Source organism: Salmonella sp. SJTUF15591 (assembly GCF_043356435.1).
GTDB lineage: Bacteria > Pseudomonadota > Gammaproteobacteria > Enterobacterales > Enterobacteriaceae > Salmonella > Salmonella enterica.
The window spans coordinates 711,522-723,284 of record NZ_JBEUJO010000001.1 but is presented as its reverse complement, the minus strand read 5'-3'; the positions used below and the strand labels follow the sequence as shown (position 1 = coordinate 723,284).

The following is an 11,763-nucleotide window of genomic DNA, read 5'->3' as shown; positions in this document are numbered from 1 at the left end:
GGTGTTTATGCCGCACTTTATTGCTGAATGTACTGAAAATATTCGCGAGCAGGCTGATTTACCCGGCCTGTTCAGCAAGGTAAACGAGGCGCTGGCCGCCAGCGGGATTTTCCCCATCGGCGGTATCCGCAGTCGCGCCCACTGGCTGGATACCTGGCAGATGGCTGACGGTAAGCATGATTACGCGTTTGTGCATATGACGCTGAAAATCGGCGCCGGGCGCAGCCTGGAGAGCCGCCAGGAAGTTGGCGAAATGCTGTTTGGGCTGATTAAAGCCCACTTCGCCGACCTGATGGAGAACCGCTATCTGGCGCTGTCGTTTGAGATTGCCGAGTTACATCCAACGCTCAATTACAAACAAAACAACGTACACGCGTTATTTAAATAGCACACTCTTTCGCCCGGTGGCGCTGCGCTTACCGGGCCTACAAAAAAAACGATGCACGAAGCAATACCGAACCGTAGGCCGGGTAAGACGCACCGCGTCGCCACCCGGCGCAGCAGCACCGAATGACGTAACAGGAAGCAACTATGCTCGATAAACAGACCCATACCCTGATCGCCCAGCGACTTAATCAGGCTGAAAAACAGCGTGAACAGATTCGCGCAGTGTCGCTGGATTATCCCAACATCACTATTGAAGATGCCTATGCCGTACAGCGTGAATGGGTCAATATCAAGATCGCCGAAGGGCGCACGCTCAAAGGCCACAAAATCGGCCTGACCTCAAAAGCGATGCAGGCCAGCTCGCAAATCAGCGAACCGGATTACGGCGCGCTGCTTGACGATATGTTCTTCCATGACGGCGGCGATATCCCCACCGACCGTTTTATCGTCCCGCGTATTGAAGTGGAGCTGGCGTTCGTGCTGGCGAAACCGCTGCGCGGCCCTCACTGCACGCTGTTCGACGTCTACAACGCCACGGATTATGTGATTCCGGCGCTGGAACTGATTGACGCCCGCAGCCACAACATCGACCCGGAAACCCAGCGCCCGCGCAAAGTGTTCGACACCATTTCCGACAACGCCGCCAACGCCGGGGTGATCCTCGGTGGTCGTCCCATCAAACCAGACGAGCTGGATCTGCGCTGGATCTCCGCGCTGCTCTATCGCAACGGCGTGATCGAAGAAACCGGCGTCGCCGCAGGCGTGCTGAATCATCCGGCCAACGGCGTGGCGTGGCTGGCAAACAAGCTTGCCCCCTACGATGTCCAGCTTGAAGCCGGGCAGATCATCCTCGGCGGCTCGTTCACCCGCCCGGTGCCGGCGCGCAAGGGCGACACTTTCCATGTCGATTACGGCAACATGGGCGCGATCAGTTGCCGGTTTGTGTAAGGAAAAAACGATGAAAAATGCTTTCAAAGACGCGTTAAAAGCGGGGCGTCCGCAAATCGGTTTGTGGCTGGGGCTTGCCAACAGTTACAGCGCTGAACTGTTAGCGGGCGCCGGCTTCGACTGGCTACTGATTGACGGTGAACACGCGCCAAACAACGTGCAGACGGTGTTGACCCAGTTGCAGGCGATTGCGCCTTATCCCAGCCAGCCGGTGGTGCGTCCGTCATGGAACGATCCGGTACAGATTAAGCAACTGCTCGACGTCGGCGCGCAAACGCTGCTGATACCGATGGTGCAGAATGCTGATGAAGCGCGAAACGCCGTGGCGGCTACGCGTTATCCGCCTGCCGGTATTCGCGGCGTGGGCAGCGCGCTGGCACGGGCATCGCGCTGGAATCGCATTCCGGACTATCTCCACCAGGCCAACGACGCCATGTGCGTACTGGTGCAGATTGAAACGCGTGAGGCGATGAGCAATCTGGCGTCAATTCTCGACGTGGATGGCATTGACGGCGTGTTTATTGGTCCGGCGGACCTCAGCGCCGATATGGGCTTTGCCGGCAATCCGCAGCACCCGGAAGTGCAGGCGGCGATTGAGAACGCCATCGTGCAGATACGCGCGGCGGGGAAAGCGCCGGGGATTCTGATGGCCAATGAAGCACTGGCGAAACGTTATCTGGAACTGGGGGCGTTATTTGTCGCCGTCGGCGTTGACACCACGCTGCTGGCGCGCGGCGCGGAGGCGCTGGCGGCGCGCTTTGGCGCAGAAAAAAAACTGTCCGGTGCGTCCGGCGTCTATTAAGCCTGGCCCGGTAAGCGTAGCGCTACCGGGCAACCGTAGTACCCTACAAAATTCCCATCAGAGGAAAAAAAATGAGCGACACATCATCTGCACTTCCGGAAAGCCCCGAGTCTGTCAGTTCGCGCAACGCGCTCAGCACGGGTCAACAAACCGTCATAAATAAACTGTTCCGCCGACTGATCGTATTTTTATTCGTGTTGTTTATCTTCTCGTTTTTAGACCGTATCAACATCGGTTTTGCCGGGTTGACGATGGGGCAGGATCTGGGGTTAAGCGCCACCATGTTTGGCCTTGCCACGACGCTGTTTTACGCCACCTACGTCATTTTCGGCATTCCCAGCAACGTGATGTTGAGCATCGTCGGCGCCCGCCGCTGGATTGCGACCATTATGGTGCTATGGGGCATTGCATCTACCGCTACGATGTTCGCGGTGGGACCGAAAAGCCTGTATGTGCTGCGAATGCTGGTGGGCATTACCGAAGCGGGCTTTTTGCCAGGAATATTGCTCTATTTAACTTACTGGTTTCCGGCGTTTTTCCGCGCCCGCGCCAACGCATTATTTATGATTGCTATGCCGGCCACTACCGCGTTGGGGTCGATTGTCTCCGGCTATATTTTATCGCTGGACGGCATATTCAATCTGCATGGATGGCAGTGGTTATTCCTGCTGGAGGGATTTCCGTCAGTTTTGTTAGGCATTATGGTCTGGTTTTACCTGGATGATACCCCGGCAAAAGCCAAATGGCTGACGGCAGAGGATAAAAAATGTTTGCAGGAGATGATGGATAATGACCGCCTGACGCTGGTTCAGCCGGAGGGGGCCATCAGCCATAACGCCATGCAGCAGCGTAGTCTGTGGCGCGAAGTATTCACGCCAATTGTACTGATGTATACGCTGGCCTATTTTTGCCTTACCAATACGCTTAGCGCCATTAGTATCTGGACGCCGCAAATCCTGAAAAGTTTTAATGAAGGCAGCAGCAATATCACCATCGGCCTGCTGGCGGCGATCCCGCAGATTTGTACTATTCTGGGCATGATTTACTGGAGCCGCCATTCGGACAAACATCAGGAGCGTAAACATCACACGGCGTTGCCATTCCTGTTTGCCGCCGCGGGCTGGCTGCTGGCGTCGGCGACCGACCATAACCTGATCCAGCTCCTGGGGATCGTGATGGCATCCACGGGTTCCTTTAGCGCGATGGCGATCTTCTGGACCACGCCGGATCAGTCGATCAGTTTACGCGCCAGGGCGATAGGCATTGCGGTCATCAATGCCACCGGCAATATTGGCTCCGCGCTCAGTCCATTTATGATTGGCTGGCTAAAAGATCTCACCGGTAGCTTCAATAGCGGACTCTGGTTTGTCGCTTCTCTGTTAGTCGTCGGCGCCGCCATTATCTGGCTCATTCCCATGAAAGCATCGCGTCCGCGCGCCACCCCTTGAGGAGAAACTATGTGCCAACGTGCGATCGCCAATATTGATATCAGCAAAGAGTATGACGAAAGCATGGGCAGTAACGATGTGCATTATCAGTCGTTTGCTCGTATGGCGGATTTCTTTGGTCGTGATATGCAGGCGCATCGCCACGACCAGTTTTTTCAAATGCACTTTCTTGATACCGGGCAGATTGAGCTACAGCTCGACGATCATCGCTATTCGGTGCAGGCGCCGCTATTTGTGCTTACGCCGCCCTCGGTGCCGCATGCTTTTATTACCGAATCGGATAGCGATGGCCATGTTCTGACGGTACGCGAAGAGCTGGTTTGGCCGCTGCTGGAGGTGCTTTATCCCGGCACCAGAGAGGCCTTCGGCCTGCCGGGAATCTGCCTGTCGCTGGCGGATAAACCCAACGAGCTGGCGGCGCTCAAACATTACTGGCAGCTAATTGAGCGGGAGTCCACGGAACAACTGGCTGGCTGCGAACATACCCTGGTGCTACTGGCGCAGGCGGTATTTACCTTGCTGTTGCGTAATGCGAAGCTGGACGATCACGCCGCAACCGGGATGCGCGGTGAACTGAAACTTTTTCAGCGCTTTACCCTGTTAATTGACAACCACTTCCATCAGCACTGGACGGTGCCCGATTATGCCTGCGAGTTGCATATTACCGAATCTCGTTTGACCGATATTTGCCGACGTTTTGCTAATCGCCCGCCTAAACGCCTGATTTTTGATCGGCAATTACGCGAGGCGAAACGACTGCTGCTTTTTTCCGACAATGCTGTCAACGAGATCGCCTGGCAATTAGGTTTTAAAGATCCGGCTTATTTCGCCCGTTTCTTTAATCGCCTTGCTGGCTGTTCTCCTTCGCAGTTTCGCCAACGTGAAGTTCCCTCTTTTCTCAACTAAGAAGAGTAAAAACATGATGAAAAAAAGCGTCGCTATGCTGGCGGTTTGTATGCTGGCGCAAAGCCACCTTGCCATTGCTGCCGGTGCTCCTGCGCCTCAAGAGATCAACATTGTTTTACTGGGCACCAAAGGCGGGCCTTCTTTGCTCAATACAGCCAGACTACCGCAAGCGACGGCGCTCACTATCGGCGATAAAATATGGCTGATAGATGCCGGCTACGGCGCCAGTCTGCAACTGGTGAAAAACGGCATTCCACTGCGCAACATCAATACTATTTTGCTCACCCATCTGCACAGCGACCACATACTGGATTATCCTTCCTTGCTGATGAATGCCTGGGCAAGTGGTCTGAAAGACCATACCATACAGGTGTATGGCCCGCCGGGAACCCAGGCGATGACGAAGGCTAGCTGGAAGGTCTTTGACAGGGATATCACGCTACGCATGGAAGAAGAGGGGAAACCCGATCCGCGCAACCTGGTTAAGGCGACCGATATTGGTCAGGGCGTCATCTATAAAGATGAACTGGTTACAATAAGCGCGCTGAAAGTGCCTCATTCCCCTTTCCCGGACGGTGAAGCGTTTGCTTACCGTTTTGATACCCAGGGTAAGCGAATCGTCTTCTCTGGCGATACGTCCTGGTTTCCGCCGCTTGCAACGTTTGCCCAAGGGGCGGATATCCTGGTACATGAGGCGGTTCATGTCCCTTCGGTAGCAAAACTGGCTAATAGTATTGGCAACGGAAAAACGCTGGCTGAAGCGATTGCGTCGCATCACACCACGATTGAAGATGTCGGTAAGATTGCTCGCGAGGCCCACGTGAAAAAACTGGTGTTAAGTCATCTGGTGCCTGCGACGGTTGCGGATGACGTCTGGCAACAGGAAGCCATGAAAAATTACCCGGGCCCTGTCATTGTCGGTCATGACAATATGACGATAAGCGTACCGTAAGTATCAGGGCAGGGGTAAACCCACGGGCTGGCATGATGTCAGCCCGTTATGCTTTTGGCGATCAGCATGACGCGCAGAGCTTTTGTCTAAAACATTATTTTTTCTAAACACTACTTGCTGATTTTTATGCACAATAAAGGTAAGATGATTGCTCTGGTGAAATATCACTAAATAAGAATGTCACGGATGGAATTTATACAGTGTTAAAAGCAATGCGTTTCTTTGTCTGCCGGCCATCAGTAATATCCTCTGTACCGGCTCCTCATTGCCAAAGTGAAGGTTAGATTAAACGAATCAAAAAATATCCGAACTGTACAATTTTTATATCAAACATATTTAACTGCAAAATACTGCAAACGTGCGCGAATACACTTAATCAGTAGTATGGCTAATGCATACTTTATTTCCTAAACTTTCTTATTATCTATTTGAATATTTCTGGTTAAACCAAATGGACAAACGGATACCAGACACTCGAAAGGATAACTGCAGGCTTCTGGTTTAGGATTGCAGTTACCAGGACAGTGGCTATTTTCTTTAAGCGATTTCCATAGAACAGGATTAAACCTGGTAACGTTGTAAACAGTAACGGGATAAAGTTTATCGTTTATTAAGACCCCCTTATTAAAGGGGATGATAATGCTACCTGGAGGCATGTAAACATCTGCCTGATACCATAAGGTCAATCTAAGATTTTTTAGGCTATGTATGCATGAGAACGACACTCCGGTAGAGGGACTTATAACTGTATCAACGACCTTCCATTCCATTACAGAAACCTTTTAAGTGAAATAGTCAATGGTGTAAATTACATTTTCCGCAAGCCTATTCAGGATAGATGAAAATCTGAGAAACATAACTCGTTGAAAACGATCGTTTTTTATTGACCACTCTATTTATATTGATTTTTTAATAAGTTATTTATTTTATGCTCTTATTTTGTTTACATTCTATTACATTTTTGTATTTTAGGCGTGGTGTAAATATTGGGCGGTAGTGGATGTTATAACGCTCAATTATTAAACTGTAAGTGACTGTTGTATTTCTTATTTATAAATACCGCAACCTGTAAGCGCAGCGGTACATTTTACCCGGCATTGACAGGGAGAAGGTACGTATCAACCAGAGAGTACAAAACAGTGAAAGAATATATTCTTCAGGCAATAAATGATCGCTAACGTGTAAAAATAACCGACGTATCTAAAAAATGTGAACGTGTGGCTGGTCTTTATTTAAACGATGATCTTCGCAATGGCGCATTAATGGCTGACATTGGCGGTTCGTTGATCGGGTTGTGCGCGGTGAAAGGCTATATTTCTTCCGTTGGGGGAAGTATGTCAGAGGCATTCTGGTATTATACCGGGTGCATGTAAATCCGGGGTGGGCAGAAAGCCCACCCTCGGTTTATTGCCTTTATCGTGGATTAGGGATGCGAGATAAAGCGAGAAAGGCGTTGCAGCAGTAACCGGTTTTCTTCGCGCAGCCGTGAATTCTCTTCCAGCAGCGTTAACGCGACCGCGATCCCAGGCCAGTCGAGCGCCAGCTCCTCGCGTAAGCGTAGCGCGCGTTGTACCACGCTCGCTGCGCGATCGTCGAATTGCCAGTCGGCGTTATCGTCTTCGTAAGGCTCAATTACGCCAAGTCCGACGATTTCGTTTAGCTCCTCTTCCGTCACGCCGGTGTGCAAACAAAATTCGGTGATGGTAAAGGTGACAGTGATGTTAGCCATTATGCTTTCCCCCATTGCTGGCGTGGGTCAAAGGACGACTGCGCGTCCGCCAGTTGTTGCCACAGGGCAGCTGTTTTCTCGTCAGGTTTCGGCGGCATAACGATTTTGATGATGGCATAGAGATCGCCAGTGTGCTTTTTACTGGCTAATCCTTTTCCTTTGATACGCAGCCGCTGACCTGCCTGGCTGCCGGGGGGAATGGTCAGCAAAATACGCTCTTTAAGCGTTGGCACAGACACCTTAGCGCCGAGCGCCGCCTCCCATGGGGCAAGCGGAAGGACGACTTCCAGATCCTGATTGACGATATCAAAGAGCGGATGCGGGGCAATATGGATAACGAGCCATAAATCGCCATTAGGTCCGCCGTTTTCCCCCGGCGTGCCCTGGCCTTTCAGTCTGATTCGTTGCCCGTTGCTGACGCCAGCCGGGATTTTCACATTCAATGTTTTGGGAATTTCCCGCTCCACCAGGCCGAACGCGTTATAAACGGGGACGGAATAGCTAATCGTACGCTGGTGCTCTTCCAGCGTTTCTTCCAGGAATACCGCCACTTCAATTTCGATATCATGACCGCGTGCGGCGTGGCGGTGATGCGAATGGCGACCGTGCTGACCAAAAATAGACGAGAAAATATCATCAAAATCTTCAGCGTTATACGGCTGGCCTTCGTGTTGCTGGAACTGGCGATTAAATTGTGGATCGTTACGGTGTTGCCATAACTGGTCATACTCGGCGCGCCGTTGCTCATCACTCAGCACTTCCCATGCTTCAGCAACCTCTTTGAAACGGGCTTCGGCATCGGGTTCTTTGCTGACATCTGGATGGTACTTGCGGGCCAGTCGGCGATAGGCGGTCTTAATCGTCTTGAGATCGTCCGTCGGTTTCACGCCCATAATGGCGTAATAATCCTTAAGTTCCATAGCATCATCTCGCTAAATCAATACATACAGAAGGGACCCCAAAAAGGTTTCTCCACTAAGTGTAGGGTAAACCTGAAAAGTGCGTATGAAAACACCAGTTATATCATTAGTAAGAATAAATTACGTTGTTCGACTATCAGAAGGTTGCGCAGCGCGCCGACATAACTTTACAGGGGAAAGGTTGCCAAAACCGCGCCAGTGGCTAAGATAACTCGCGTTAAACAGTGAGGGCGCAATGGCGAAACAACAACGGATGGGCTGGTGGTTTCTTTGCCTTGCATGTGTCGTGGTAATGGTTTGTACCGCGCAACGCATGGCGGGCCTGCACGCCTTGCAGATGCAGGCGACGGCCTCTGCTGCGGTGGTCAGCGCTCCCTCCTCGACAGATGACGGCTCGCCGGTCACTCCCTGTGAATTAAGCGCCAAGTCGCTGCTGGCGGCGCCTCCGGTACTCTTTGAAGGCGCTATCCTTGCGCTTTGTCTACTGCTTTCCTTACTGGCGCCTGTCCGGGTCATGCGCCTGCCGTTTTCGCCTCCACGGGCTATTTCGCCGCCCACATTACGGGTACATCTACGATTTTGTGTCTTCCGTGAATGACAGACCGGTTATTGCTAACGGTTAATTACTCATTCACGGAGAAAAAATATGATGATTTTGTTCAGGCGGATACTGTTCTGCCTGTTATGGCTTTGGCTGCCCGTCTCCTGGGCGGCGGAAAGCGGCTGGCTGCGTTCGCCCGATAACGACCATGCCAGCATACGGCTACGTGCCGATACGTCCGCTAACGGCGAGACCCGGCTGTTACTGGATGTCAAACTGGAAAACGGCTGGAAAACCTACTGGCGCGCGCCGGGGGAAGGGGGCGTGGCGCCCTCTATCGCCTGGAAAGGCGACATGCCTGAGGTAAGCTGGTTCTGGCCAACCCCCTCGCGCTTTGATGTGGCGAATATCACCACCCAGGGATATCACGACGAGGTGACCTTTCCGATGATCGTGCGCGGTACGCCGCCGGCGACCTTGAGCGGCGTGTTGACGTTATCAACCTGTAGCAATGTTTGTCTGTTGACCGATTACCCCTTTTCCGTGGCGCCCACTGTGCAGAATGCCGATTTTGCTCATGACTATGCGCGGGCGATGGGTAAAGTTCCGCTCCGCAGTGGACTAACGGACTCGCTTGACGTCGGCTATCGCCCGGGAGAACTGGTGGTCACTGCTACGCGAGCGGCGGGCTGGTCATCGCCCGGGCTCTATCTTGACACCGTAGATGACGTCGATTTTGCGAAGCCTCGCCTGCGCGTAGAGGGCGACAGGTTACAGGCGACGGTGCCGGTGACGGACAGTTGGGGCGAAAAGGCGCCCGATTTGCGCAACAAATCGCTGACCCTCGTGTTAGCCGATGGCGCTATCGCCCAGGAGAGCACGCAAACCATTGGCGCTGCGCCAGCGCAAACGCCGGACAATGCGGCGCTACCTTTCTGGCAAGTTGTAATGATGGCGCTGATCGGCGGACTGATTCTTAATTTAATGCCCTGCGTACTGCCGGTTCTGGGCATGAAACTTGGCTCTATTTTATTGGTAGAGGAAAAAAGCCGCTCTCACATCAGGCGACAATTTTTGGCTTCGGTCGCCGGTATCATTGCGTCATTTATGGCGCTGGCGGCGTTTATGACCCTCCTTCGCCTGTCAAACCATGCGCTGGCCTGGGGAGTTCAGTTCCAGAATGCATGGTTTATTGGTTTTATGGCGCTGGTGATGTTGTTGTTTAGCGCCAGCCTGTTCGGGCTTTTTGAGTTCAGGCTTCCCTCATCTATGACCACGAAACTGGCCACTTACGGCGGTAACGGTATGTCGGGACATTTCTGGCAGGGGGCATTCGCCACGCTGCTGGCGACGCCTTGTAGCGCGCCGTTTCTGGGCACGGCGGTCGCGGTGGCGCTCACGGCGTCGCTGCCGACGCTGTGGGGGCTGTTCCTTGCGCTTGGCCTGGGAATGAGCGCGCCGTGGCTACTGGTCGCGATACGACCAGGGCTTGCGCTACGTTTACCGCGCCCCGGGCGCTGGATGAATGTCCTGCGCAGGATCCTCGGTCTGATGATGCTGGGATCGGCTATCTGGCTGGCGACGTTACTCCTGCCGCATTTCGGCTTCACTGTGTCAAAGAGCGCGCAAGACACGGTTCAGTGGCAACCGTTGAGTGAACAGGCAATCCAGTCGGCGCTGGCGCAGCATAAGCGGGTATTTGTCGATGTCACTGCGGACTGGTGTATTACCTGTAAAGTGAATAAATACAACGTCCTGCAAAAAGAGGATGTGCAGGCCGCCTTGCAACAGCCGGATGTTGTGGCGCTGCGGGGAGACTGGACGCTGCCGTCCGATGCCATTACAGATTTTCTGAAAACGCGTGGCCAGGTCGCCGTGCCGTTTAATCAGGTATATGGCCCCGGCTTGCCGGAAGGGGAGGCATTGCCCACTTTGCTGACCCGCGATGCGGTATTACAAACGTTGAAAAAAGCGAAAGGAATAACCCAATGAAATACATGATTGTTTTACTGCTGGCGCTGTTTTCAACGCTGAGCATCGCGCAAGAAACCGCTCCTTTTACGCCGGATCAGGAAAAGCAGATTGAAAATCTGATCCATGCGGCGTTGTTTAACGATCCTGCCAGCCCGCGGATAGGCGCTAAACACCCTAAGCTGACGCTGGTGAACTTTACGGATTACAACTGCCCGTACTGCAAACAGCTCGATCCGATGCTGGAAAAGATTGTGCAGAAATATCCTGACGTTGCGGTCATTATTAAACCGCTGCCATTCAAAGGAGAGAGTTCCGTACTGGCGGCGCGTATTGCGCTGACCACCTGGCGCGAGCATCCGCAACAGTTCCTCGCGCTACATGAAAAACTCATGCAAAAGCGCGGTTACCATACGGATGACAGTATTAAACAGGCCCAGCAGAAAGCAGGGGCTACGCCAGTGACTCTGGATGAAAAAAGCATGGAAACGATACGCACTAATTTGCAGTTGGCAAGGCTGGTCGGCGTGCAAGGAACGCCAGCGACGATCATTGGCGACGAGCTGATTCCGGGCGCGGTGCCCTGGGATACGCTGGAAGCGGTGGTGAAAGAAAAACTGGCGGCTGCCAATGACGGGTAAACTGCGGCGTTGGCTGCGTGAAGCCGCGGTTTTTCTGGCGCTCCTCATCGCGATAATGGTGGTCATGGACGTCTGGCGCGCGCCGCAGGCGCCTCCGGCGTTTGCCGCGACACCATTACGTACGCTGATGGGAGAGTCGACAACTCTGGCGACATTGAGCGAAGAACGCCCCGTACTGCTCTATTTTTGGGCCAGCTGGTGCGGGGTATGCCGCTTTACTACGCCTGCGGTCGCTCGCCTGGCGGCGGAAGGGGAAAACGTCATGACCGTTGCGCTCCGCTCCGGCGATGACGCTGAGGTTGCCCGCTGGCTGGCGCGCAAGGGCGTTGACTTCCCGGTCATCAATGATGCTAACGGCGCCTTATCCGCTGGATGGGAAATCAGCGTGACGCCAACGCTGGTGGTGGTTTCACAAGGTCGGGTTGTGTTCACCACCAGCGGCTGGACCAGCTATTGGGGCATGAAGCTTCGGCTGTGGTGGGCAAAAACGTTCTGAATATGCGCCGGGGTTTCCCGGC

At 53.3% G+C, this 11,763-nt stretch carries 13 protein-coding genes; 10 read left to right on the top strand and 3 right to left on the bottom strand.

Features of this window, described 5'->3' with window-relative positions:
- The first annotated feature begins 7 nt into the window (after positions 1-7).
- The 6 genes from ABVM99_RS03680 to ABVM99_RS03655 all read left to right on the top strand — a co-directional run bounded on the left by ABVM99_RS03680 (position 8) and on the right by ABVM99_RS03655 (position 5,443).
- Positions 8-388 (top strand): 5-carboxymethyl-2-hydroxymuconate Delta-isomerase, encoded by a 381-nt coding sequence (locus ABVM99_RS03680; protein WP_001119849.1) that lies wholly within the window; start codon positions 8-10, stop codon positions 386-388.
- A gap of 143 nt (positions 389-531) precedes the next feature.
- Entirely contained in the window at positions 532-1,335 is an 804-nt protein-coding gene (gene hpaH, locus ABVM99_RS03675) for a 2-oxo-hept-4-ene-1,7-dioate hydratase (RefSeq protein WP_000884795.1), read from the top strand.
- Between the two features lie 10 nt (positions 1,336-1,345).
- On the top strand, positions 1,346-2,137 hold the full coding sequence (gene hpaI / locus ABVM99_RS03670) for a 4-hydroxy-2-oxoheptanedioate aldolase (protein WP_000785061.1): 792 nt from the start codon (positions 1,346-1,348) through the stop codon (positions 2,135-2,137).
- A gap of 71 nt (positions 2,138-2,208) precedes the next feature.
- Positions 2,209-3,585 carry a 4-hydroxyphenylacetate permease gene (hpaX, locus tag ABVM99_RS03665; RefSeq protein ID WP_023194462.1) on the top strand — a complete coding sequence of 459 codons (1,377 nt, stop codon included), beginning with the start codon at positions 2,209-2,211 and terminating at the stop codon, positions 3,583-3,585.
- 9 nt (positions 3,586-3,594) lie between these two features.
- Positions 3,595-4,491: a 4-hydroxyphenylacetate catabolism regulatory protein HpaA gene (hpaA, locus tag ABVM99_RS03660; protein WP_000336602.1), complete on the top strand. Its 897-nt coding sequence runs from the start codon at positions 3,595-3,597 to the stop codon at positions 4,489-4,491.
- Positions 4,492-4,504: 13 nt separating this feature from the next.
- Positions 4,505-5,443 (top strand): MBL fold metallo-hydrolase, encoded by a 939-nt coding sequence (locus ABVM99_RS03655; RefSeq protein WP_000976557.1) that lies wholly within the window; start codon positions 4,505-4,507, stop codon positions 5,441-5,443.
- Between the two features lie 407 nt (positions 5,444-5,850).
- Here ABVM99_RS03655 and ABVM99_RS03650 read toward each other — a convergent pair whose 3' ends face one another.
- The 3 genes from ABVM99_RS03650 to cbpA form a co-directional block, all read right to left on the bottom strand.
- Positions 5,851-6,213, bottom strand: coding sequence for an anti-adapter protein IraM (locus tag ABVM99_RS03650; protein ID WP_001537781.1), 363 nt, complete (start codon positions 6,211-6,213; stop codon positions 5,851-5,853).
- Positions 6,214-6,866: 653 nt separating this feature from the next.
- Positions 6,867-7,172, bottom strand: coding sequence for a chaperone modulator CbpM (cbpM, locus tag ABVM99_RS03645; RefSeq protein WP_001284251.1), 306 nt, complete (start codon positions 7,170-7,172; stop codon positions 6,867-6,869).
- The gene (gene cbpA / locus ABVM99_RS03640) at positions 7,172-8,092 is read right to left on the bottom strand and encodes a curved DNA-binding protein (RefSeq protein WP_000420603.1); all 921 of its coding nucleotides are present in this window, start codon (positions 8,090-8,092) and stop codon (positions 7,172-7,174) included. Before cbpA ends, cbpM begins: the two co-directional genes overlap by 1 nt.
- A 235-nt stretch (positions 8,093-8,327) precedes the next feature.
- Between cbpA and ABVM99_RS03635 the strand changes: the two genes are divergently transcribed.
- Genes ABVM99_RS03635 through ABVM99_RS03620 form a run of 4 tightly spaced genes read left to right on the top strand, consistent with a single transcriptional unit; the run spans position 8,328 to position 11,741 of the window.
- The gene (locus ABVM99_RS03635) at positions 8,328-8,690 is read left to right on the top strand and encodes a copper resistance protein (protein ID WP_001118902.1); all 363 of its coding nucleotides are present in this window, start codon (positions 8,328-8,330) and stop codon (positions 8,688-8,690) included.
- A gap of 48 nt (positions 8,691-8,738) precedes the next feature.
- The gene (locus ABVM99_RS03630) at positions 8,739-10,625 is read left to right on the top strand and encodes a protein-disulfide reductase DsbD (protein WP_052938280.1); all 1,887 of its coding nucleotides are present in this window, start codon (positions 8,739-8,741) and stop codon (positions 10,623-10,625) included.
- A complete protein-coding gene (locus ABVM99_RS03625) occupies positions 10,622-11,245 on the top strand; it encodes a DsbA family protein (protein WP_023195192.1) in 624 nt (207 codons plus the stop codon). The genes ABVM99_RS03630 and ABVM99_RS03625 overlap by 4 nt, the downstream gene beginning before the upstream one ends.
- On the top strand, positions 11,235-11,741 hold the full coding sequence (locus ABVM99_RS03620) for a protein disulfide oxidoreductase (RefSeq protein ID WP_023195191.1): 507 nt from the start codon (positions 11,235-11,237) through the stop codon (positions 11,739-11,741). Before ABVM99_RS03625 ends, ABVM99_RS03620 begins: the two co-directional genes overlap by 11 nt.
- The last annotated feature ends 22 nt before the right edge of the window (positions 11,742-11,763 follow it).

What these genes read in the sequence shown, in the direction of transcription:
- ABVM99_RS03680 (WP_001119849.1), top strand. Translation starts at nt 8, where the DNA reads ATGCCGCACTTTATTGCTGAATGTACTGAAAATATTCGCGAGCAGGCT.
- hpaH (WP_000884795.1), top strand. Translation starts at nt 532, where the DNA reads ATGCTCGATAAACAGACCCATACCCTGATCGCCCAGCGACTTAATCAG.
- hpaI (WP_000785061.1), top strand. Translation starts at nt 1,346, where the DNA reads ATGAAAAATGCTTTCAAAGACGCGTTAAAAGCGGGGCGTCCGCAAATC.
- hpaX (WP_023194462.1), top strand. Translation starts at nt 2,209, where the DNA reads ATGAGCGACACATCATCTGCACTTCCGGAAAGCCCCGAGTCTGTCAGT.
- hpaA (WP_000336602.1), top strand. Translation starts at nt 3,595, where the DNA reads ATGTGCCAACGTGCGATCGCCAATATTGATATCAGCAAAGAGTATGAC.
- ABVM99_RS03655 (WP_000976557.1), top strand. Translation starts at nt 4,505, where the DNA reads ATGATGAAAAAAAGCGTCGCTATGCTGGCGGTTTGTATGCTGGCGCAA.
- ABVM99_RS03650 (WP_001537781.1), bottom strand. Translation starts at nt 6,213, where the DNA reads ATGGAATGGAAGGTCGTTGATACAGTTATAAGTCCCTCTACCGGAGTG.
- cbpM (WP_001284251.1), bottom strand. Translation starts at nt 7,172, where the DNA reads ATGGCTAACATCACTGTCACCTTTACCATCACCGAATTTTGTTTGCAC.
- cbpA (WP_000420603.1), bottom strand. Translation starts at nt 8,092, where the DNA reads ATGGAACTTAAGGATTATTACGCCATTATGGGCGTGAAACCGACGGAC.
- ABVM99_RS03635 (WP_001118902.1), top strand. Translation starts at nt 8,328, where the DNA reads ATGGCGAAACAACAACGGATGGGCTGGTGGTTTCTTTGCCTTGCATGT.
- ABVM99_RS03630 (WP_052938280.1), top strand. Translation starts at nt 8,739, where the DNA reads ATGATGATTTTGTTCAGGCGGATACTGTTCTGCCTGTTATGGCTTTGG.
- ABVM99_RS03625 (WP_023195192.1), top strand. Translation starts at nt 10,622, where the DNA reads ATGAAATACATGATTGTTTTACTGCTGGCGCTGTTTTCAACGCTGAGC.
- ABVM99_RS03620 (WP_023195191.1), top strand. Translation starts at nt 11,235, where the DNA reads ATGACGGGTAAACTGCGGCGTTGGCTGCGTGAAGCCGCGGTTTTTCTG.